Origin of the sequence: Chitinophaga sp. Cy-1792, assembly GCF_011752935.1 — a bacterium.
GTDB lineage: Bacteria > Bacteroidota > Bacteroidia > Chitinophagales > Chitinophagaceae > Chitinophaga.
The window spans coordinates 1,096,876-1,118,449 of sequence record NZ_VWWO01000003.1; the positions used below are offsets into that span (position 1 = coordinate 1,096,876).

19 protein-coding genes are annotated in these 21,574 nt (G+C 45.3%); 6 read left to right on the forward strand and 13 right to left on the reverse strand.

The genetic code is table 11. The features are described 5' to 3' along the window. Positions 1–131 precede the first annotated feature (131 nt). The 3 genes from F3J22_RS29705 to F3J22_RS29715 all read left to right on the forward strand — a co-directional run bounded on the left by F3J22_RS29705 (position 132) and on the right by F3J22_RS29715 (position 3,473). Complete coding sequence (locus F3J22_RS29705; protein ID WP_167021601.1) at positions 132–956, forward strand: M57 family metalloprotease; 825 nt, start codon at positions 132–134, stop codon at positions 954–956. Positions 957–1,688: 732 nt separating this feature from the next. Continuing rightward, positions 1,689–2,513: a M57 family metalloprotease gene (locus F3J22_RS29710; protein ID WP_167021602.1), complete on the forward strand. Its 825-nt coding sequence runs from the start codon at positions 1,689–1,691 to the stop codon at positions 2,511–2,513. A 228-nt stretch (positions 2,514–2,741) separates the two neighbouring features. Continuing rightward, a complete protein-coding gene (locus F3J22_RS29715; RefSeq protein WP_167021603.1) occupies positions 2,742–3,473 on the forward strand; it encodes an intradiol ring-cleavage dioxygenase in 732 nt (243 codons plus the stop codon). Between the two features lie 9 nt (positions 3,474–3,482). On the opposite strand, the gene F3J22_RS29720 is transcribed toward F3J22_RS29715, so the two are convergent. Together F3J22_RS29720 and F3J22_RS29725 are read right to left on the reverse strand one after the other, a co-directional pair. Then, positions 3,483–4,175, reverse strand: a complete 693-nt coding sequence (locus tag F3J22_RS29720) for a LytTR family DNA-binding domain-containing protein (protein WP_167021604.1) — start codon at positions 4,173–4,175, stop codon at positions 3,483–3,485. Continuing rightward, entirely contained in the window at positions 4,147–5,202 is a 1,056-nt protein-coding gene (locus tag F3J22_RS29725; RefSeq protein ID WP_167021605.1) for a sensor histidine kinase, read from the reverse strand. The genes F3J22_RS29720 and F3J22_RS29725 overlap by 29 nt, the downstream gene beginning before the upstream one ends. Before the next feature lie 234 nt (positions 5,203–5,436). Between F3J22_RS29725 and F3J22_RS29730 the strand changes: the two genes are divergently transcribed. Next, on the forward strand, positions 5,437–7,596 hold the full coding sequence (locus F3J22_RS29730; protein ID WP_167021606.1) for a S46 family peptidase: 2,160 nt from the start codon (positions 5,437–5,439) through the stop codon (positions 7,594–7,596). A 53-nt stretch (positions 7,597–7,649) separates the two neighbouring features. Here F3J22_RS29730 and F3J22_RS29735 read toward each other — a convergent pair whose 3' ends face one another. Then, complete coding sequence (locus F3J22_RS29735; RefSeq protein WP_205195761.1) at positions 7,650–8,543, reverse strand: bifunctional 2-polyprenyl-6-hydroxyphenol methylase/3-demethylubiquinol 3-O-methyltransferase UbiG; 894 nt, start codon at positions 8,541–8,543, stop codon at positions 7,650–7,652. Positions 8,544–8,865: 322 nt separating this feature from the next. Between F3J22_RS29735 and F3J22_RS29740 the strand changes: the two genes are divergently transcribed. Further along, positions 8,866–9,777 (forward strand): M23 family metallopeptidase, encoded by a 912-nt coding sequence (locus F3J22_RS29740; protein WP_167021607.1) that lies wholly within the window; start codon positions 8,866–8,868, stop codon positions 9,775–9,777. A 1-nt stretch (position 9,778) separates the two neighbouring features. Here the strand turns inward: F3J22_RS29740 and F3J22_RS29745 are convergent, their stop codons facing one another. The 4 genes from F3J22_RS29745 to F3J22_RS29760 form a co-directional block, all read right to left on the reverse strand. Beyond that, positions 9,779–10,303 carry a hypothetical protein gene (locus F3J22_RS29745; RefSeq protein WP_167021608.1) on the reverse strand — a complete coding sequence of 175 codons (525 nt, stop codon included), beginning with the start codon at positions 10,301–10,303 and terminating at the stop codon, positions 9,779–9,781. Between the two features lie 141 nt (positions 10,304–10,444). After that, the gene (locus tag F3J22_RS29750; RefSeq protein WP_167021609.1) at positions 10,445–11,638 is read right to left on the reverse strand and encodes a pyridoxal phosphate-dependent aminotransferase; all 1,194 of its coding nucleotides are present in this window, start codon (positions 11,636–11,638) and stop codon (positions 10,445–10,447) included. Positions 11,639–11,775: 137 nt separating this feature from the next. Beyond that, positions 11,776–12,504, reverse strand: a complete 729-nt coding sequence (locus tag F3J22_RS29755; RefSeq protein ID WP_167021610.1) for a DUF4397 domain-containing protein — start codon at positions 12,502–12,504, stop codon at positions 11,776–11,778. 48 nt (positions 12,505–12,552) lie between these two features. Then, positions 12,553–13,752: a serine hydrolase gene (locus F3J22_RS29760; RefSeq protein ID WP_167021611.1), complete on the reverse strand. Its 1,200-nt coding sequence runs from the start codon at positions 13,750–13,752 to the stop codon at positions 12,553–12,555. 216 nt (positions 13,753–13,968) lie between these two features. On the opposite strand from F3J22_RS29760, the gene secDF reads away from it, so the two are divergent. Further along, positions 13,969–17,148 carry a protein translocase subunit SecDF gene (gene secDF, locus F3J22_RS29765; protein ID WP_167021612.1) on the forward strand — a complete coding sequence of 1,060 codons (3,180 nt, stop codon included), beginning with the start codon at positions 13,969–13,971 and terminating at the stop codon, positions 17,146–17,148. Between the two features lie 283 nt (positions 17,149–17,431). On the opposite strand, the gene F3J22_RS29770 is transcribed toward secDF, so the two are convergent. The 6 genes from F3J22_RS29770 to nusB form a co-directional block, all read right to left on the reverse strand. Then, positions 17,432–17,731 (reverse strand): iron-sulfur cluster assembly accessory protein, encoded by a 300-nt coding sequence (locus tag F3J22_RS29770; protein ID WP_167021613.1) that lies wholly within the window; start codon positions 17,729–17,731, stop codon positions 17,432–17,434. A 36-nt stretch (positions 17,732–17,767) separates the two neighbouring features. Then, on the reverse strand, positions 17,768–18,874 hold the full coding sequence (locus F3J22_RS29775) for a M48 family metallopeptidase (protein WP_167021614.1): 1,107 nt from the start codon (positions 18,872–18,874) through the stop codon (positions 17,768–17,770). A gap of 50 nt (positions 18,875–18,924) precedes the next feature. Next, the gene (gene coaE, locus F3J22_RS29780; RefSeq protein ID WP_167021615.1) at positions 18,925–19,524 is read right to left on the reverse strand and encodes a dephospho-CoA kinase; all 600 of its coding nucleotides are present in this window, start codon (positions 19,522–19,524) and stop codon (positions 18,925–18,927) included. 89 nt (positions 19,525–19,613) lie between these two features. Beyond that, the gene (yajC, locus tag F3J22_RS29785; protein WP_240155237.1) at positions 19,614–19,955 is read right to left on the reverse strand and encodes a preprotein translocase subunit YajC; all 342 of its coding nucleotides are present in this window, start codon (positions 19,953–19,955) and stop codon (positions 19,614–19,616) included. Positions 19,956–19,993: 38 nt separating this feature from the next. Then, the gene (locus F3J22_RS29790; protein WP_167021616.1) at positions 19,994–20,434 is read right to left on the reverse strand and encodes a DUF1573 domain-containing protein; all 441 of its coding nucleotides are present in this window, start codon (positions 20,432–20,434) and stop codon (positions 19,994–19,996) included. 36 nt (positions 20,435–20,470) lie between these two features. Next, positions 20,471–21,367, reverse strand: coding sequence for a transcription antitermination factor NusB (gene nusB, locus F3J22_RS29795; RefSeq protein WP_240155238.1), 897 nt, complete (start codon positions 21,365–21,367; stop codon positions 20,471–20,473). Between the last annotated feature and the right edge of the window lie 207 nt (positions 21,368–21,574).

Sequence of the window (21,574 nt, forward strand, 5' to 3'; positions counted from 1 at the left end):
TGAAAAGCTATAGCCCGCAGTATACACACTACTATTAGCGTGGTGTATCGTTTTGCGTATTAGTTATTACTATCTGTTTGCGTACAGATGGTCAGGATATTTTTTATTCTAAAAACCCAAAATCTGAGTCTATGAAAAAACAAACACTTGGTGTTCTTTTCTGTCTCCTGGCTGTATTTGCCATGGTATCCTGTCAAAAAAACGTAAAAAGCACTGACGCTACTCCACAAGCAGTTAGCGAAGACGTGTTAGCCTCCATCAAAGCCTATGGCTTCTCTACAAGTGATGTGCACGCAGTAAACGGTGGTTACATCGTTGAAGGTGACATCTTCCTGACCAAAGAACAACTGTCACAAAAAGTTAGTGGTCCTACCTTACAGGTGGCCAAAACTGAACAGTACAGAACTACCAACCTGGTTACCGGTCTGCCTCGCGTAATCAAAGTGTATGTTACCGGCCTCGGTTCTGCTTTCATCGCAGGTACTGATACCGCCATCGCACGTTACAATGCACTGGGTCTGCGTATTACCTTCCAGCGTATTACCAGCGGTACCGCTGATATCACTATCCAGGGCTTCAACCAGGGCCCAAGCGGTGGTTATATCACCCTCGGTTCTTCCGGATTCCCTACCAGCGGTGGTGCACCTTACAACCTGATTCAGATGAATACCAACAGCCAGGCTTACGGTTCTAACCCTAACGTACTGTATGTAGGTTCTGTTATCCAACACGAAATCGGTCACTGTATCGGTATGCGTCATACCGACTATATGAACCGTGCCTACAGCTGCGGCGGTACCGCTACCAACGAAGGCACTGCAGGCGTTGGCGCTATCCAGATCCCTGGTACACCTAGCACCGCAGATCCTAACTCATGGATGCTCGCCTGCTCCAACGGCGGCAACCGCACCTTCAATGCCAATGATATCATTGGACTGAACTATCTTTATAAATAAAAGTTAAAATGACATTTAATCCTGGTAGACAGAACAGGATTGAATTGTTCATAAACTTTTGGGAGGTGCAGCCGGAATTTGTTCCCGGATTTTGGGAGCAAGTCTGTTGAGCGCACTATGCTGCATCTCCCTATTTCTTCATTATATATTTCTGACGGACTCCCGGCTGGTTTATCTATAATATTTCTTTTTCTTCCCGGATAAAATATCAAGACCGCCGCCATTGCCATAGTTATTGAAGCCTGAAAAACACGCCCTTCAGTGCTTTTACCTGAAGCGAATAAATAGTGATTATTACTGCAGCAGCAACGGATACGTTATCCCAATTTTTTCTGGTAGAAAAGAAAATGATTTTTTAAAGTCCAACGAAAGTTGTAACTTAATATCACGAGTTGTACTGGAATATATCAATGGCATCAATGCCTGATCATCGCAACTAAAATGTAGTTAATCTCAATAGCAAGTCTGAAGGCCGGAAAGCCCAATATTATCGAACTATCTCCATCTTTTAAGAACCCGCATTTTGGAAACTGAATAGCATATACATGCTTTTGAGAAAATGAAACGCCTCCATTTATCAGTTGCCTACGTAATTATGGATTGTTGAAAAATGCTAATAAGCTGTCTGCACGCTGCCTTTCGGGTAGTGCATGATTGTATTGGCGTATTTCTAACTCCTATCTCAGACAAGTAGCAAATATATTTTTTCTATAAAACCCAAAATCTACATGTATGAAAAAGCAAACGCTTAATATTCTTTACTGTCTCCTGGCTGCATTTATTATGGTATCCTGCCAGAAAAACGTTAAAAGCACTGATGCAGTTCCGCAAGCAGTCAGCGACGATGTTTTAGCCTCTATTAAAGCTTATGGCTTCTCTACCAGCGATGTTCATCCCACAGACGGAGGATATATCGTAGAAGGTGATATCTTCCTGTCTAATGATGATCTTGCACTGAAAGTGAGTGGCCCTACATTGCAGGTGGCCAAAACAGAACAATACAGAACCACCAACCTGGTGACCGGTTTGCCACGTATTATTAAAATTAAAGTGAGTAACCTGGGTGCCGCTTTTATATCTGGCACTGATACTGCCATTGCCAGATATAACAGACTCGGACTGCGTATCACTTTTCAGCGTATTACCAGTGGCACTGCTGATATTACCATTCAGGGCTTCAACCAGGGCCCAAGCGGTGGATATATTACCCTCGGCTCTTCCGGATTCCCCACCAGTGCCGGTAAGCCTTATAACCTGATTCAAATGAATACCAACGCACAGGCTTATGGTGCCAACCCCAACGTACTGTACGTAGGATCTGTTATCCAACATGAAATTGGTCACTGCATCGGTATGCGTCATACGGATTATATGAACCGTGCCTACAGCTGCGGCGGTACCGCTACCAATGAAGGAACTGCAGGCGTTGGCGCCATCCAGATCCCAGGTACCCCAAGCACCGCCGATCCTAACTCCTGGATGCTGGCCTGCTCCAACGGCGGAAACCGCACCTTCAATGCCAATGATATCATCGCATTGAAATATCTGTATAAATAAAAGATAAAATGACATTTAATCCTGGTGGAACAGGATAGATGCATGCATCATCTTTGGGGAGATGCTGTCGGAATTTGTTCCCGGATCTGTGAAGCAGGTTTGTTGAACACACTTTGCCGCGTCTCCCTATTTCTTTTGCCTATATTTCTGCCGGGACTTCCGGCTGGTTTATCTATAATTTTTCTTTTTCTTCCCGGATTAAAAAATCTTTGATGAAAACGATCTATTATGGAACAATCAAGGAAGAAATTTTTGAAAAACCTGCTCGTCAGCGCAGCCGCCATTCCCGTAGTTATTGAAGCCTGCAAAAAGAGCAACGACACCACCACCGACACAACGGATACCACCAGCAACAGCAACAACGGTAGCTGTACCAAAGCACCTGAAGAAACAGACGGACCATACCCGCTCTATGCCTCCCGTACAGAAGCAATCGACCATGTAGACATCACCGAAGGAAAAACAGGAATTCCCCTGAATGTAACCATCAATATCCTCAACGTCAACAACAGCTGTCAGCCACTCGCCAACGCCCGCGTAGATATCTGGCATTGTGATAAGGATGGCTACTATTCCGGTTATACCAATAATGGCTATCTCGGCACGCAAAATAATGAGAAAGCAACCTTCTGCAGGGGAATACAACATACCGATGCCAATGGCCAGGTGAAATTCGCTACCATCTACCCAGGCTGGTATACCGGCCGCATCACTCATATTCACGCACAGATATACGTGAACGATGTACTGAAAACAACGACACAGATCGCGTTCCCGGATGATCTCAATACCATCATTTATAAAACGGCTTTATATGCGGCACACGGACAAAATAATTCTGTGGCCAGAAACAGTGCGGATTCTGTCTTTGCAGACTCATTATATGCCGAACTGGCAAGCGTTACGGCTAATACTAGTGGGGGATACGATATGGTTCATACAATCCGTATCAGTGGTTAGGAAACAACCTCAGGGTTGTTTCCATTCTTTTAAAAACTGACTGTAACTATCGCCAACAGGCAATTGCATGCCACAGTTCATCCTCACCAGCCGGTTACTTACCGAGCGGATTTCATGTACTGCTACGATATAACTACGGTGTATCCTGCTGAATTTGCCAGCAGGTAACTGCTCCAACATTTTTTTCATGGTCATCAACGTCAGTACCGGAGCTGCATCTGTCAGATGTATACGTACATAATCTTTTAAACTCTCTATATACCTTATCCTGCGGGTATCTATCCGCATTACCTGGTAGGAAGAATGTATCACCAGGAAGTCTTTTTCTGATTGCTCCTGCTGTTTGCCACATTGGGACAATACCTTATCAATAGACTTTTCGAAGCGCTCAAAACTGATAGGTTTCAGCAGGTAGTCTACGGCATTGAGTTCAAAACCATCGAAGGCATATTGCTTATAAGCTGTTGTGAAAATGATCATTGGCGCATCATGCAGCGAACGCGCCAGTTCTACGCCACTAATATCCGGCATCTGAATATCCATGAAGATAAGGTCCACTTTCGCATGACGCAGCCAGGCCGCTGCGGCAATAGCATCATCGAAGGTTTGTACCAGCTTCAGTGCCTTGAACTGACGGGCATGAGTGGTGATTACATCCAATGCCGGCGGCTCATTATCGATCGCTATGAATTTTATCTCCATACAGTCCCTGCAATATTAATGTTACTTGAAATTGACCAGCTACCTCCTCTGTTGTTAAGGTATAACGGTCCGGATAAAGATGCTCCAGTCGCTGAACGGTATTGGAAATGCCAATTCCTGTACGGTTTTCCTGCTGATGTTTCTTGAATATCTTATTACTGCAAAAGAAGCGGATACTATCTTCCTCAATATTCAATGTTATTATAATTCTGGACTCTTCATGGTTACTCAGGCCATATTTGAATGCATTCTCCAGGAAAGGCAGCAGCACCAGTGGCGCTATACATTTCACACCAGGATCCCCGGTGATGGTCACCTCCACCTTGGTTTGCTTGCTGAGTCTGAGTCGTTGCAGGTCTATATAATCATTCAGACAAGCTATTTCTCCCTGTAATAACACATAATTCCTGTTCTCCTCTGTTACGTAACGCAGCATGTTAGACAACTTCATGATGCTTGGCGCCGCATATTCATTACGGGTGATGGCCAGCGAGTAGATATTGTTGAGCGTATTAAAAAGAAAATGGGGGTTGATCTGTGCTTTAAGAAAAGATAACTCCGCCTGTGTTTTGCGGGTTTCTGCATATAATGCGCGTTTCTCTGTCTGCCGCCAGCGGTGTGTGGTTTCTATGGCCACACTCAGCGCTATGGTGAGCATACAGAGAAATAAACTGATGAAATCCATATGGAACCGCATACGCCCCGGTCCTGGTGGTTGTGCCGGCATAGCAGGCATCATGCCATCAGGGGGCGGCCCGTGGTGCATCATCGGTGGGCCCATATGATGGGGGAAACGCATAAAGAGATGATCAAACGGTTGCATCAGGTTGATCATCAGCAATAATATTACTATCGAGAAGAAATACAGTAAGTAGTGCTTCCGGAAGAAAAGTTGAGGGAAAAGAAAATTAGTATGAAAATAGAACAGTGCCGAATAAGTCAGGATGAATACCAGAAATTCCGGCGAGAATAAGATAGCCAGGGCACGGCTGTCACCCGTCTGCCCGCTGATAAACAGTAAAGGCAAACTAATAAGAATAAGCCAACCAGTAAGATGGGCTATGATGACAGATGATTTTAACCGGACCATGCACGACAGAATTTATTACACTAATGAAATTTGGTGCAATCTGCCCATATAATTATCCTTAACTCTGTCAACAGCGTTATTGTGTCGATGAATGATAGGAATACATTGCTAATCCTTTCCAGCCTCCCGGAATTGTACTAAATTGCCTGTTTTATTAAAAGAATCAAAAATATGTTGCAAAATTCAGTGAAGAAATGGCTGCTGCTGGCACTACTGGTGCTCTCTCAGCATGTTTATGCTACTGAGGGGATGTGGTTGCCGCAGCTGCTCTCTAATCTCAATGAAAAAGAGATGAAGGGTATGGGTATGAAAATCAATGCCTCAGATATTTATAACATTAATAAAGGAAGTCTGAAAGATGCGATTGTCAGCTTCGGTGGTTTCTGTACGGCAGAAGTGATCTCCTCCCAGGGATTATTACTGACTAACCACCACTGTGGTTACGATGCTATCCAGAAACATTCTTCACTGGAGCATAACTATCTGGAAAATGGCTTCTGGGCACGTACTGCTGCTGAAGAACTGCCAAACCCGGGCCTGACGGCTACCTTCATCGTTCGCATCGATGATGTTACCAAAGCTGCCGTTGCAGATGTGAAACCTGGTATGACGGAGAAAGAAAGACAATCCGCTATTGATAAACGCCTGGAAATCATTAAACAACAGGTGAAAAAGGAATCATGGCAGGACGCTATGATCAAACCTTTTTTTGAAGGAAATAAATACTATCTCTTCGTAACCGAAACCTATAAGGATGTTCGCCTGGTAGGTACACCACCTTCTTCTATCGGTAAGTTCGGATCAGATACGGATAACTGGGTATGGCCCCGTCATACAGGCGATTTCAGCATGTTTCGTATCTACGCCGGTAAGGATGGCAAGCCAGCTCCGTATTCGGCGGATAATGTGCCTTTAAAGCCAAAATATTTTCTGCCAATCTCCATGAAAGGCGTTAAAAAGGACGACTTCACCATGGTAATGGGATTCCCTGGCCGTACCACCGAATACCTGCCTTCCGAAGCAGTGAAACAAACAGTGGAAGTACTCGACTTTGCCAAAGTGGAAATGCGCGATGCCGCCCTGAAAATCTGGGATGGCTACATGCGTAAAAATGAGCAGATCAAAATCCAATACGCCGCTAAGTTTGCCAGCACCGCTAACTACTGGAAAAAATGGCAGGGCGAAATGCTGGGCATCAAAAAAACAGATGGTATCGCTAAAAAACAACGCTACGAAGCGGAATACAATAAACTCCTGAACGCCAACCCTGCACTGAAACAGCAGTACGGCGGCGTGCTCGATACCCTGAATGCCCTCTACGTTAAAATCAATCCCTACGCACAGAACCGCGATTACTATTCCGAGCTGACCAAAAACGTAGAACTGCTGTCCGCAGCAGATAAACTGTTCGACTACCTCGACAAAATGAACGCTAACGGTTCTTCCGACGATAGCCGCAATAAGTTCGCCGGTACCATGCAGGACTTCTATAAAAATTATAATCCGGGTGTAGACAAAGACGTATTTGTTAGCCTGGTGGATATCTACACGAAACGGGTGCCTGAAAATCTTCGTGGCAGCCTGTTTAATAATATCTGGAGCGCCAGTGGTAATAGCAGCAAGACTTTAGCTGATAATGTGTATGCTACCTCCGCACTCACAGCACATGCTAAAGTAATGAAACTGGTACAACTGCCACAGGAAGAAATGATCGCGGCACTTCGCAAAGACCTGGGTGTCCAGCTGGCCATTGCTTTACATGAAGGTTTTAAAGAAAATGTTGCACCACAGCTATCAGCACTGCAACTGCAGATCAACGACCGTCAACGCACCTATATGCAGGCACAGATGGATGTTTTGGCCGGTAAGAAGAATTTCTATCCGGATGCCAACAGTACCCTGCGTGTTACCTATGGTAAGGTAGATGGCTACAGCCCTAAAGATGGCGTAGATTATGACTACTATACCTGGCTGGATGGTGTGATGGAAAAATATATTCCTGGCGACTATGAGTTCGATGTACCTGCAAAACTGATTGAACTCTACAAGAAAAAAGACTACGGCAGATATGGCGTTAACGGTAAAATGCCGGTATGCTTCATCGCGAGCAACCATACTACCGGTGGTAACTCCGGAAGTCCGGCGCTGAATGCCTACGGACAGCTGATCGGTCTTAACTTCGACCGCACCTGGGAAGGTACCATGAGCGATATTAACTATGATCCTTCTATCTGTAGAAATATCATGGTAGATATCCGCTATGTGTTGTTTATCGTAGATAAATTTGCCGGCTGTACAAGGCTGGTGGATGAAATGAAACTGGTGAACTAATCTGGTTTAAGATAAAAAGAGAAGGGCGGAACATTTGTTCCGCCCTTTGCTTTTTATGAAGATATTTTACATTCATAGACAATAGAACTGCAACGGTCCACCTCTTTAAGGCCTCTGCGATAGGAGCGTAGTCCATGCCAGAAACCTTGCAGCAGCCTGCTTTTCCCGGTTTTATATTTTTCGCTGAGCAAGCTAACATAAAAGCCATCGAATACCATTGGATGTTTCTTTACTACCGTGATACCATGCTGTGCCAGCAGCGACTCCATCGCGGCTGGAGAGAAGTGGTACAGGTGGCGCGGAACATCATAGGCAGCCCAGAACCCTTTGTAGTAGCTGGCATCCAGGGAAGTGTAATTTGGAACGGCAATAATGATGGCGCCTTCCGGTTTGACGAGCTTACGCATTTGTTCCAGGTAACGGTGCAGCTCATGAACATGCTCGAGTACATGCCACATGGTAATGGCGTCGAACTGTTGCTGCTGCAGCGTAAACAGCTGATCTACCGGCAACGCCTCGATCTGGTACAGCTGTTTGGCATTGTGACGCGCCGTATCATCCGGTTCCAGGCCAGTCACATTCCAGCCTCCGGTTTTCATATAATGCAGAAATGCACCGGTGCCACTGCCGATATCAAGCAGGGTTCCCTGTTTCAGGCCACTTGCCGACCTAACCCAGTTTTGTTTGCTGCGAAGGGTAATTTTTCTTACGCTGTGATAGAGGCGGTTAATCAAACCCTCTTTTGTTTCTGTATGGGAGATGTATTCCTGCGACTGGTAATATTTGCCGATATGCGCACCATCAGGTACATTCTGTGTGAAACGACCAGTACAGGTACCGCAATGCCAGATACCAAAGGTTTCTTTAGATACAGTGTAGTCTTTAGCTGTTAGCGCTTCATGTATTTGAGAGGATCCACAAAGCGGACAGGTATTTCGATAAATCAAAGTTATGCAGTTATTTTTTTGCCAAATTAATATTAAAATTTTTTATCCTCAATGATATTCTGCCATTCAACACATAAAATATCCGCGATCGTTTTGCTGATGCTGCATAAAAAAGTCTGCACCCTGCCAGCCAAAATGCCATCATATGCTTCGATTCGCCTGGTATCCACCCGAACAATCCTGTTGAGTGGTTGTTGTGCTGTAATATCTTTCGGAGCATACCATTTATTGTACGAGGCTGTCATTGCAATGTTACATAATTATTATGGTACTTCGCTGTGGAGAAAAATATTGATATTTTAGGAAAAAGTTACTGCGTTTTATGATTATATATGCCTTATTAGGTATGACCCTGCTGTTGGCGTTTTTGAGTCTGCGGTTTGTTTGGTTGGCAGGGAAACGGCCACCAGGCGTATCCTTCAGTTATCTTTTTCTGGGAATAGGCTTAGGCACTTTCGTGTATTTGTTTGGCACCTGGGTTTATCTGAGCATATATGCCGGTTATTTATTCGGCGTACTTTTTTTGCTGGATCTGCTGGCTGTTTTTATCCGTAAGAAGTCGCCCCATACACCGCCGGCCCGGTGGAAAGTAAGGGCTAACCTCGGTCTGGCAGTACTGCTGCTGACACTTAACCTGCTTTATTTTACCGGAACGACCGGCAAACCAGCGGTAATAGAGCTATCATTTCCATTCAGGGGAAACAGGTATTATGTTTTGCAGGGAGGTAAGGGCCTGCCTACAAATGTTTTTCATTTCAGCCTGCGCGGGGCGATTTATGCGATGGATATTGTTAAACTGAACAGGTTTGGAGGCAGGGCAGATAAGGTTTTTTCAAGAAATCTACCCGATTATGAAATCTTCGGCGATACGTTATATGCTCCCTGCAACGGCCGTGTAGTACGGGCTTACAGTAATAATCCGGATAATATTCCTCCCAATATGAAGCGGGGGCCGAAAAATACCAATCAGGTGTTGCTGGAAACAGACAGCTGCTATATCTTCATGGGTCACCTCCGGATGAACAGTGTGCTGGTGCATGACGGTGATGAAGTAGTAACAGGGCAGCCACTGGCTTGTATTGGTAATTCCGGCTTCAGTACGGAACCGCACCTGCATATACAGGTACATAAAAAACAAGGGGATATTCCCTGGTATCTGGGAACTCCCCTTTATATTCATTTTAATGGAAAAGGCTATCTGCTGAACGATGTGATCCGGAACCCCGGCCACTGACCTATTTCATTATTTTCTTTGCTTCTGAGTTGATGATCTGCGCTACCAGGTCTGCCGGAGAGGCACCTGCTGCCATAAATACTTCCAGTACCTGCTTGTTGAGGTCCATCGCCTGCGCTTCCTGCGGTAAGCTGATAGCCACCTGGTTGATAACGGAGATCGTCTGGTCTTTCAGCGATTTCACCGCTTCCCAGGTTTGTGTAGATACATAAATTTGCTGGGTAACGTTATGCTCGTATTCTGCTTTAATATTTTGTACCAGTACCAGCTGCATGTCGGTAGCAGTCATGCCCTGCTGATATAACCTGCCGATCAGGGATTGCGGGGTGATACGGTCCACATATAACGCCATGCGCTCATAGGCCTGCAGCTGTAATGGCAGGATGGTGGTGGCGCCGCTGGTAGCGAGGGCTGGCTGCCCGTCCGCATCTGCTGCCGGCTTCTTAATTATATCCTTTACTGTAGTATACACCATATACACAGCTCCAAGTGCCAGCACTAAATACAGCAATTTCTCGGTATTCATCAGTTGATTCAGGTTTTTGCAGATACAAATATAGAATAATATTATATATAAGTAGCTTAATAAAAAAAGGGACTTTTTAATAGTCCGGGAAGATATCTACCGGAAAATTAAAAAATCCCTTTGTTATTTTAATATTTTGGTTTAGCTGAGTTTAGCCAGCCATTCTTTCATTCTTTTTACGCCTTCCTGCAGTTTATCCATAGAGGTTGCATAGGAGAGACGGATACAGTTCGGCTGTTCGAATGCACTGCCGGTAACGGTAGAAACATTCGCACGATGGAGGAGGAACATACAGAGATCGTCTGCATTCCGGATGGTTTCTCCTTCGTAGGATTTATTAAAGAATGCGCTGATATTAGGGAACATATAGAATGCGCCTTCCGGATCATTTACCTGGAGTCCTGGAATTTCTTTCAGGGCTTCGTGGATGTATTCGCGGCGTTTCCTGAATTCTGCTACCATGGTGTCGACGGTGCTGAGGTCGCCTCTCAGTGCGGTGATGGCGGCACGTTGGGTGATGGAGCAGGTAGCAGAGGTAAACTGGCTCTGGATTTTATCACATGCTTTGGCAATTTCCAGTGGAGCAGCGAGGTAACCCAGGCGCCATCCGGTCATGGCAAATCCTTTACTGAGGCCATTGATGAGGATAGTTCTGTTGATGAGGTCACCAAATTGTGCGATGCTCTCATGTTTACCAACATAGTTGATATATTCATATATCTCGTCAGAGATAATAAAGATCTGTGGGTGTTTTTCAAACACTGCTGCCAGTGCCTGCAATTCCTCTTTTGAGTAAACTGAACCGGTAGGGTTGCAGGGAGAGGAGAACATGAACAGCCTGGTTTTAGGCGTAATAGATGCTTCCAGCTGGGCAGGTGTGATTTTATAGTTGTTTTCGATTCCGCAGGGAACAAATACAACTTCACCCTGGCAAAGTTTTACCTGTTCAGAGTAAGTAACCCAGTAAGGGGTAGGGATAATTACTTCATCACCAGGGTTAACAAGCGCAAGTACCGCGTTGGCGAGACTTTGCTTCGCCCCGGTGCAGACAACAATCTGCTCCGGCGTATAGTCAAGACCGTTATCTCGTTTCAGTTTATGTACCACTGCCTGGCGTACGTCGAGGTAGCCGGCTACGGGGGTGTAGTGGGTAAAGCCTTCATCGATGGCTTTTTTAGCAGCCTCACGTATATGTTCGGGCGTATCAAAATCAGGTTCTCCAATACTGAGATCTACTATATCTATTCCCTGGGCTTTCAGCTCGCGGCCGAGTTTAGCCATTTTAATCGTTTGAGGCTCGGAAATCCTGGACAGCCTCTCTGCAAGTTGAATCATATGCTTAATATCGGATTGACCAGGACAAACCTACACAAAAAAATGAGAAATCGGCATGAAAGATATTGTGGACTGTGGTATAAACGCAGAAGGGGCCGGATATCCGGCCCCTTCTGCGTTTGCGGAAGCAAAAAAGATTAATAGTTATTCAGGTACCCTGGAATGGTATTACATACGAGCTTGTCTGTACCGGTGCTGTTAGGCGTACCGGAAATGTAGGCAGTGTAAACGCCGCCGGTACCAATGCTGAAGAACAGGTTGGTGTTTTTTGCTACAACACTATCTGTACCAGCCAGTTTGATCGACATAGAAGACGGATCACTGATATTGCTCAGCTGCTGGAAGGTGGGCTCAAAGTAACCGTTGTTGAAAGTCTGGCTGCTTAATATTTTCTGTGAACCCAGGTAAACATCGACAGGGCCAAGGGACTTACTCAGGTTAAAGAAGCGAAAATTGATAGCAGTAGGAGAACAGGTGCTAAGATCGTTATAGACAAAAGAAGATCTTACCGTATTATCAGTGGCGTCAAAAATGAGGAAAGTATAATAGCTGGTCGAATCCAGCTGTTTGGTAGAGGAAGTCAACGTCGAATCTTTACCATAAGCATTTATTTTATAGGTATGTTCTCCGCCATAACCACTATAAGTTGATTTGTTGTCGAAGTTGAAAGCACCGTTGGTGTTACCTTTAATACCGTTGTCATAAAAGTCTATCCCGGTGCTGAAGGTAGAAGCATTGAGGACATACATCCAGTACCTTGGTCTGGTAGGTGTTGTATCAATATTGTTTTTCAGGCAGGAGGTCAGTCCCATGGTGGCAGCTATCAGCACAATGATAGCCCAAACGCGATTTTTCTTAGTCAGCATCTGCTCGCAGTTTTTTAAAATAAGTGTGAATGTTAGTTTTTACATCGATTATACCTGTGGCTGATATCGGCTTAGATCAGGTATAATTTTTCTTGGTCTTTCTGATTCATGTTCATAAATCATTTCTCCAAGTGCCCGGAGAAATGGTTTCCCTGTTTCTTCAAATTCGTAATGGTCATTCCCGATAACGCCGTCTTTGTTGACATAGAGGGTAGCGGAAAGCAGAAACTCTATCTTTTTACTCAGATCAACAATATAAGCCGTGTCTGTCAAAAATCCATATGCCCAGCCTGGTTTATTGAAAATTCTTATGCCAGCTGGAATTTCAGCGCTTTTTTGTCCGCCATATAGCAGGAACTTGACATAGGCCTGATGGTACTGCTTCGGATCATAAACCGGATCGGCTGAGTCCGTCGGGTATTGCGACATGCAACGATACAAAAACTGGTAGTCGCTGTCCGTTAAACGGAACCCTGGTCTATTTGTTACATGTCCCGGAAAAAAAATTCTTTTCATGATATCATGGAGACAGGAGAGGGGCAGCCGGTTCCGGATGGAAAAATCCATAGGGCGGTGTTCCAGGCTGCCGGTATGATCGATATGACTATTACCGGCGAAGTCATGTCGGGGAAGGAATTCCAGCTGACTGATCGTCTCGGGCTGTTCATAAATTACCTGGTCGTCATGCCGGAACTGAAAGCTGTTGGTATGCCGGTTGGCGGCTTCATGAAGCGGCAATCCAACCCGGTGGCGGATCTGTATATCCGGATAGCCACATTCCCAGAGGCGGCGGTTAAAGGTCTCCTGCCCCAGGAATTCATATAGCCGGTTATAGGCATCATTGTCGCTGATGAGGAATATTTTTTTAATATAGTGTGCAAGCGTCGCCAGGCCGTTCCGGGCAGACCTGTCTGCCGCCACGCCGGGATTAATTCCTGGCAGTCCATTGATAGTCAATGGTGTGTGAAGGTCCAGCCCGGGAATATTGAGCATACGAAGCTTTTCCATGGCTAGGATGGCTGCAGGCAGCTTTACGGTCGAAGCCGGGTAACTATATTCTCCGGGTTGACTCCGGAAGCAATAGTCCGTAAATCGGGCCCGTTGTTGCTCGTCCCGGTCAATTTGTGTATAAATTACCTGGAGCCGGAAACGTTCCGGGTGGCTGAAAATGGCCGCAGTTATGCCTTTTTTTCTCCTCCACCAGCTTTCCGGGAAATTATCTGTTGTGCGATAATGAAGGGTTTGCATATATTTGTCGGTATTAACGCGCTGTAAAGCAATGGAAATATATTAAATTCCGGAAAGAACCAGAATCGCAGAAAGGAAAATTTTGATGCCAACTTACCCGCAAACTCAAGCCGGTAGCCGTTTTGCGCCTATTTTTTAAAGGGCTTTAATATATCAATTTAAATTCTATCTTTGCAACTCTTAAAAATTTTTTATTATAAACCCGAAACAAACAATATGCAACTTAAAGGACTGGTAAGATTTTTTGCCATCGCACTGATCCTTATCTCTTTGTACCAATTGTCCTTCACGTTTTTGGTGCGGAACTTTGAGAAGAAGATAGAGCAGCAGGCCAAATCCGATGTGGCCAAACAGTATCCCTCCGCCGAGCAGAAATACCCTGGTGATTCTGCATTACAGGGCTTTTACGCCGACACGCTGAATGGATTTGTGAAAGAAAGAAGACAAGAGATCGTGGATAGCACCAGCAATAAAGAGATTGCAGGGTTCCCATGGTACGTAACCTACAACAAAGCAAAAGAAAAAGAACTGAATCTTGGTCTTGACCTCGTTGGTGGTATGAACGTAGTACTGGAAGTAAGCGTAGAAGACGTAATCCGCGCTTTATCCGGTCAATCTAAGGACCCCGCATTTAACAGAGCGCTGGACCTGGCAATTGAGAAAAGAAAATCCAGCCAGGCTGATTTCGTTACTTTGTTCGGGCAAACATATGCGCAGGTAGCTCCAGAGGGCAAACTGGCGAATATCTTCGCAAACGCTTATCAGAAAGATATCAACTTCAACTCCTCCAATCAGCAGGTGCTGGATATGATTCGTAAAGAATCTCGTGCTGCAATTAAAAATACCTATATCGTACTGCAAAAACGTATTGATAAATTCGGGGTAGCACAACCAAACATCAGCCTGGACGAAAATAAAGGTCTTATCTCCGTTGAACTGGCCGGTGTAGACAACGCAGAACGCGTTCGTAAATACCTGCAGGCTACTGCAAACCTGGAATTCAGAGAAGTTTACAAAAACAGCCCTGACGTATTCCAGAACATCCTCAGCCCAATGAACGAGGCTATCAAAAATGCACTCGGTGGCAGCTCCCTCCCTGGAGATACTGTTGCCAAAGCTGCTGCTGATACTGCCACCGCCGTTGCCGCCAACACTAAAGACACCGCTAAAAACGGTAGCCTGAACGATTACCTCGCGAAAGACTCAGGTAAAGCTGCCAAAGGTGCAAAAGCTGACACTGGCCTCGCTGCTCAGGACAAAGCCCTGAAAGAAGCGCAGAAACAGAACCCGCTCTTCGCCATCCTCTACCCAAGAATCGATCAGCAAACCAACCAGATCATTCCTAGTGCTTCTGTAGGCGTAATGCTGCCTAAAGATACCGCTACTTTCCGCCGCTACCTGAACCTGCCTTCCGTTATGGCTGTATTGCCTAAAGATGCAGTGTTCGTTTTCGGTCCTGAAAATAAAACCGATAAACACGGCGCACTGGAAGTGTATATCCTGAAAATTAATCCTGCAAACCCTGCTCCTCGCGTGGGTGGCGAAAGAATCGTTGACGCCCGTCAGGACTTTGATCAGAACAACCAGGCTGAAATCAGCATGGTAATGGATAACCAGGGTGCACACGAATGGAGAAAACTCACCAACGAGCTGACTCCTTCTGACCCTAAAAATCCAGCTACCTTCAACTACATCGCTGTTGTACTCGATAATATCGTTTACTCCGCTCCTTACATTCAAGGCGAAATCGCTGGTGGCCGCTCTCAGATCACCGGTAGCTTCAGCGTTGAAGAAGCAAGTGACCTGGCCAATATCCTGAAATCAGGTAAAATGCCAGCTCCTGCAAAAATCGTTCAGGAACAAATCGTAGGGCCAACCCTCGGTGCTGAATCTATCGCAGCAGGTGCCAAATCATTCATTATCTCCTTTGTCATCATCTTCGTACTGATGCTGGTGTACTATAACTCAGCTGGTTGGGTTGCGAATATCGCGCTGATCCTCAACCTCCTGTTTACTTTCGGTATCCTGTCTTCCCTGGGCGCAACGCTCACCATGGCTGGTATCGCAGGTCTGGTACTCACCATCGGTATGGCTGTGGATACGAACGTAATTATATTCGAAAGAATCAAGGATGAACTCACCCACGGTGAATCATACCAGTCAGCAATCGAAAAAGGTTATAAACGCTCCCTCGCTCCTGTACTGGACGGTCACGTTACTTCCTTACTGACTGCATTCATCCTGTTCTACTTCGGTCTTGGTCCTGTACTGGGCTTCGCAACTACCCAGATCATCGGTCTGTTGCTGTCCCTGTTCTGCGGTATCCTGGTTTCCCGTATGGTTACCGACTGGTGGACTAACAAGAAAAGACACTTCGAATACTTCACCCCGGTTTCCCGTAAAGTATTCAAACACGCAGCATTTGACTTCGTTGGTAAACGTAAAATCGCTTATGTTATCTCCGCTGTAGTAATGCTGGCAGGTGTTTCTTCCTTCTTCCATGGTTTCGATCACGGTATCGACTTCTCCGGTGGTCGTAGCTTTACCGTTCGTTTCGAACACCCAATGAGCTCCGACAAAGTTAGAGCTGCACTGAAAGAAGAATTTGGTTCTGAGCCGTATGTGAAAACAATTGGTAACACCAACCAGCTGAACATCACTACCTCTTACAAAATTGAAGAACAAAGTCTGCAGGTAGACAAAGAAGTAACCGACAAACTGTACCATGGCCTGAAACAATTCTATGGTGCATCTGTAACGCCTGAAGCATTCACCAGCCGTTATATCGTTGGTTCGCAGACCGTGTCGCCAACTATCTCCGATGACCTCCGCGCCGGTGCCGTTAAAGCTACCGTGCTGTCCATCGTGGTAATCTTCCTGTACATCCTGCTGCGATTCAGCAAATGGCAATATTCTATCGGTACTATCTTCTCCCTCCTGCACGACGTACTCGTTACCCTGGCAGTGTTCTCCTGGTGCAGAAGCTTCGTTCCGTTCACACTGGAAATTGACCAGCACTTTATCGCCGCTATCCTCACCGTGATAGGGTTCTCGATGAACGATACCGTTATCGTATTCGACCGTATCCGTGAATACTTCAGAACCGGCGCCCATGGCCGCGACCGTGATACCGTAATCAACAAAGCGATCAACGATACCCTCAGCCGTACAGTGATGACTTCTCTGACTGTATTCCTGACCATCCTGATCCTCTTCATCTTCGGTGGTGAAGTAACCCGCGGTTTCGCATTCGCAATGCTCATCGGTGTTGTTACCGGTACTTACTCTTCTATCTTCGTTGCTGCACCAGTACTGGTAGACTTCGACAAGAAGAACGAACTGGCTAACGAAAGCGATGTAATCAACGCTTCTGCCAAAAAAGAAGTAGCTAAGTAAGCTCCCTGACAGGAAAAATGTTTGATAATATACAAAGGCTGTCTCTATCCAATAGAGACAGCCTTTTTCTTTTGGGATGAATAAGGTGGTAATTTTTATCAACAGGCTTAGCGGAGCGTTACCGCCTGGAGGGCGGAACCACCAGGTCGATACCGAATTGGTGGTTCGCCATCATCTAACTACAACATTATCTCTCTGACATATTCATCTTCCTTTATAACAAAAGTAAAAGGGCTGCCCTTACCTCTGTAAGAGCAGCCCTTTTACTTTTATATCTTTCCCGTTACTGCGGTGTGTTAAACACAAACCCACTACCAGACTCATTTTCCTGGTAATCGACTTGCATGCCCGCCAGGTACATACTATGCGCTTTCTTGATAATCACCGGTATTCCATCTACCTCAAATAAATTATCATCCGCACCCATTTCATCAAATCCAATCATAAAACCCATCCCGGAACAGCCGCCACCTTTCACGCCTATACGTAGGTAAGGAGCAGTAGCCATACTCGTCAGCAACTGCTTTACCATAGCCTGCGCCGCTGGTGTAAACTGAACGGGAACTAATAAACCTGCGTCCATCTTGCTTAATTTTAAGCAAAGGTAGGGAAATGCGGATTATTGATACATGCCCCAGTGCAGGTAATTGCTGCTATTGAGTTCCAGGCCGTTGTCGTGCAGAAAAGAGGCCAGTGAATGCAGTTTCGCCTCTCCGCCATTAGCTACCCAGCTATTAAACTCATCAATATTGCCGTACCGCATCAGGTAGAAGGAATAAGGCTCTGTAAGACCGGCATCATCAATTTTTTTCTGCCAGTCCAGCAGCGCATTGGGATAGTTTTTATCCATATTTTTGGAGTAATAGAACTTGATAAAACTGCTACGTATTTCAGCAACCATTGCCAGCGACATCTCTTTCTGACCACTTAGGGCCGCAGGAATAGCTACAGCCACTGAAACCGCCATTTCATAATTGGCTTCAAAAGGCAATTTGAAGTTTTTTTGCTTCTTTTTGTTTAGCAGGTCATCCATATTCAATACCAGCTGTCTGTTCAGTTTTACTGAAGCACCGCTATCCGTCAATGTAATCTGGCTTTTATAGATGTTGTACATCAGCTCGGAAATCTTGTTCTTTCGATTCCCCGAAGGTTCGTTGAGCTGGAATATTTCTCCATATAACAGCGCCCAGATATACTTTTCATTGGCTGCAAGGATCTTGCTTGCCCAGTAATAGTTGGACGGGAACTCCGGGTTCGCAGCAATACCTTTTTCGAACCAGTCCATGGCCCGACTGGTGCTATCCTGGCGCAGAAATAAGATGCCCATGTTCAGCATCAGCCTGCCGTTTTTGGGTTCTATTTCCAGGCCTTTGCCGTAAGCTTCCACTGCCTTTTCGTTCTGGTTCAGATCATCATATGCGTTGCCCAGCATTTCGTATATCTGCGTGTCCTGCTTCTTTTTCAGCAAATCTGTCAGGACGGCAACGGTGGAATCAGGCTGTTTCGCCAGGTAGAAGGCATACCCTGTTTCATAGGGGATATCCAGGTTGGAAGGGTCCAGCGCTGCTGCCTGTCGTAATAGCAGCAGGGAGGAGTCTGTCTGGCCATTGTCCATTAGTTTGACAGCAGCCTGCTTGAGCGTAAGCGCTTTGGTTTGATTGGTAGATTGCGCAAAGGCGGTATTGCACAAGCCTGCCAGGAGTAGTAATACAGGGAACTTCTTCATTGGCTTTATGATATAGGTATAAAATAAAATAGGTAAATAAGGGGGGCGCGTCAGCGTTTCTCCCGGGCCAGTTGCAACAGGGTCTGGTGCAATTCCAGCACTTGCGGGATAACCATATGTTGTTCATCATTGAAGATAACATAGTCGCTCAGGCGCATTTTTATTGTTTCATCTATCTGTTTGTGTATCCTGGCCAGTACATCATTGCGGCTGACATTGTCTCGTTTCATCACGCGGTGCACCCGCAGTGGCTGAGGGGCAGATACGCCAATGATTTTATCAAGATGATGGAAAGATTCGGTTTCAAAGAGGAGCGCTGCTTCTTTCAGGACATAAGGGCTTGTCTGTTGCGCTGACCAGTTGTCCGAATCCCGGATGGTGGCAGGGTGTACCAGGGAGTTGAGGAGGTCCAGTTTATTTTTGTCATTAAAGACGATGTTCGCGAGATATTTCCGGTTAAGGGTGCCGTCAGGGAAGTATACTTCCTCCCCGAATCGGGCTTTCACCTGCGTTGCAAGCTGAGGGTCGCGGATGAGGATATCTTTGGCTTTTTCGTCGGCATAGTAGACTGGGATGCCCAGTAGTTCAAAAATCTTACTGACGGTGCTTTTTCCGGAGCCGATACCTCCTGTAATTCCTACCTTAAACATAACAATCGAATTTAATAAAATTTGCCATAAAACAAAGCCGGTGCATAGAAATTTCTATGCACCGGCCAGGAAAAATATAGCGATTATAATTATGCTTTCGGAGCAGCAGGATTATTCTTCTGAGAAGTGTATTCCATGCTGATAGCAGAACGCTCCATAGTCAGGAAGGTACCTGGACTAACTTCGATCACCAGGGTGCCGTCGTCGTTTACTTTTTTGATTTTACCGTGGATACCGGCAATAGTAACAACTTTTTCACCTTCTTTCAGGCTTTCGATAAATTGTCTCTGCTGTTTAGCTTTTTTAGTCTGCGGACGGATCATGAAGAAATACATCACCACGATCATACCACCAAAAATCAGGAAAGATCCCATAGGATTGCTTCCACCGCCTTGGGGAGCTCCCATCAATAAAACATTCAGCATGTTCATTTATAATTGATTTAATAGTTTAATAAAATTTATAAAAATTACTTCCTGATAATATTGCAGCGGATAATCGGACCTACCTGGTAACCCTGACCGTCATTGAGTCTCAGGGTAACTTCCTTTTGCGTGTAACCTTCTTTGCCTGCGCTGTCGAAGATTACTTTTACGTAGGCCGACTGACCGGGTTTGATCGGGTCTTTAGGCCATTCAGGAACGGTACAGCCACAGCTGGACCCTGCGTCAAGAATCACTACATCACCTTTGCCCGTGTTGGTAAACTTAAAGGCGTACTCCACTTTTTCTCCCTGTACAATTTCCCCGAAGTCATGGACCTTTTCATCAAAGGTGATGGCCGCGCCCAGGTTATCGGTGACAGCCGTCTTTTGCGTATTGGCGTCCTTTTCTGCTTTATTGGCGTTATTGCCATTACAGGCAGTTAAGAACAAAGTTGCACAGGTAAGGAGATAAAACAAAGCTTTCATGATGATGCTATTTTCCGTAAAAATAGTGAGTTCCGCTTATTTTTTAGGACGATCCTGTTTTTTTACCAGTTGTTCTTTTTCCAGATCTTTCAGGATATTATCCAGGATACCATTGATAAACTGGCCGCTTTGTGGTGTACTATAGGCTTTTGCCAGGTCAATGTATTCATTGATAGTCACCTTGGTCGGGATGGTAGGGAAATAGAGGAATTCACAAACGCCCATTTCCATCAGTAGCATATCAACAGCGGCTATACGTTCCGGATCCCAGTTTTGTAATTTAGGTTTAATGAGTTCCAGGCAGTATTCTTTTTTATCGATAACTGTCAACAGTAATTCTTTTGCATAGTCCAGCTTTTCTTTGCTGATCAGCTGCAGGAAGTTGAACAGATGCGGTTTGTTGAAATAGTTACCGATGAGGATGCCCATCATATCCTCGTCGTCGCCCCAGTGGAGGAAGGTATCTTCCATATGCTGGAGGAACAGTTCATTTTTAGCCAGTATTTCTTTATAGATGAACTCCAGTATTTCTTTTTCTGCAGATTTCTTACGCTGTTCATCTGCAATATAGGCTTTATATTCATCAGTGGCAGTCAGTAGATTGTAGAGTCTGCGGATCAGTTCCTCATCAACGAGGTGCTTCATTTTCCACTGCTCCAGGTTTACCTGAAAGCCTTTGTCGTTAATAATCTGATAAATGAATTCATTTCCTGCAATTTTTGTATTCACCTGCAGGTCCTCGGCGGAGGGTAAGTGTTTGGAAGCTCTGGCCTGCGCATCAGTCTCTGCGTACTGTGCCACCCGAACTACTGAATAAAGTAAATAAGTAAAGATCTGGCAGGTCTGATCCAGCTTTTCGTTTAAAAGTCTGGTAGCCGTACCCGGCTTAATACTGCTTTGCTCCATCGTTTCCAGGGCGTAAAGTGTCTGCATTACTTTAACCCGGATATTTCTTCTACTGATCATCGTATAAAAAAGAACTGGTATAAGGGCGCAAAACTAGAGAAAAAAATCGATATTTACGGATTCCGACATACTCCTTTCCTGAAATAAGGCTGCTAACCAATATGGATACTGTCATTTTTTCCTGGAGCCTGTCAGTATTTGTCAGTGAATTTGCGGGTTAGCGCCATTTCCGGC

Excerpts from the sequence above, each read along its gene's own strand:
- F3J22_RS29705 (WP_167021601.1), top strand. The coding sequence starts at position 132 with ATGAAAAAACAAACACTTGGTGTTCTTTTCTGTCTCCTGGCTGTATTT.
- F3J22_RS29710 (WP_167021602.1), top strand. The coding sequence starts at position 1,689 with ATGAAAAAGCAAACGCTTAATATTCTTTACTGTCTCCTGGCTGCATTT.
- F3J22_RS29715 (WP_167021603.1), top strand. The coding sequence starts at position 2,742 with ATGGAACAATCAAGGAAGAAATTTTTGAAAAACCTGCTCGTCAGCGCA.
- F3J22_RS29720 (WP_167021604.1), bottom strand. The coding sequence starts at position 4,175 with ATGGAGATAAAATTCATAGCGATCGATAATGAGCCGCCGGCATTGGAT.
- F3J22_RS29730 (WP_167021606.1), top strand. The coding sequence starts at position 5,437 with ATGTTGCAAAATTCAGTGAAGAAATGGCTGCTGCTGGCACTACTGGTG.
- F3J22_RS29740 (WP_167021607.1), top strand. The coding sequence starts at position 8,866 with ATGATTATATATGCCTTATTAGGTATGACCCTGCTGTTGGCGTTTTTG.
- F3J22_RS29745 (WP_167021608.1), bottom strand. The coding sequence starts at position 10,303 with ATGAATACCGAGAAATTGCTGTATTTAGTGCTGGCACTTGGAGCTGTG.
- F3J22_RS29750 (WP_167021609.1), bottom strand. The coding sequence starts at position 11,638 with ATGATTCAACTTGCAGAGAGGCTGTCCAGGATTTCCGAGCCTCAAACG.
- F3J22_RS29755 (WP_167021610.1), bottom strand. The coding sequence starts at position 12,504 with ATGCTGACTAAGAAAAATCGCGTTTGGGCTATCATTGTGCTGATAGCT.
- F3J22_RS29760 (WP_167021611.1), bottom strand. The coding sequence starts at position 13,752 with ATGCAAACCCTTCATTATCGCACAACAGATAATTTCCCGGAAAGCTGG.
- secDF (WP_167021612.1), top strand. The coding sequence starts at position 13,969 with ATGCAACTTAAAGGACTGGTAAGATTTTTTGCCATCGCACTGATCCTT.
- F3J22_RS29770 (WP_167021613.1), bottom strand. The coding sequence starts at position 17,731 with ATGGACGCAGGTTTATTAGTTCCCGTTCAGTTTACACCAGCGGCGCAG.
- F3J22_RS29775 (WP_167021614.1), bottom strand. The coding sequence starts at position 18,874 with ATGAAGAAGTTCCCTGTATTACTACTCCTGGCAGGCTTGTGCAATACC.
- coaE (WP_167021615.1), bottom strand. The coding sequence starts at position 19,524 with ATGTTTAAGGTAGGAATTACAGGAGGTATCGGCTCCGGAAAAAGCACC.
- yajC (WP_240155237.1), bottom strand. The coding sequence starts at position 19,955 with ATGAACATGCTGAATGTTTTATTGATGGGAGCTCCCCAAGGCGGTGGA.
- F3J22_RS29790 (WP_167021616.1), bottom strand. The coding sequence starts at position 20,434 with ATGAAAGCTTTGTTTTATCTCCTTACCTGTGCAACTTTGTTCTTAACT.
- nusB (WP_240155238.1), bottom strand. The coding sequence starts at position 21,367 with ATGCAGACACTTTACGCCCTGGAAACGATGGAGCAAAGCAGTATTAAG.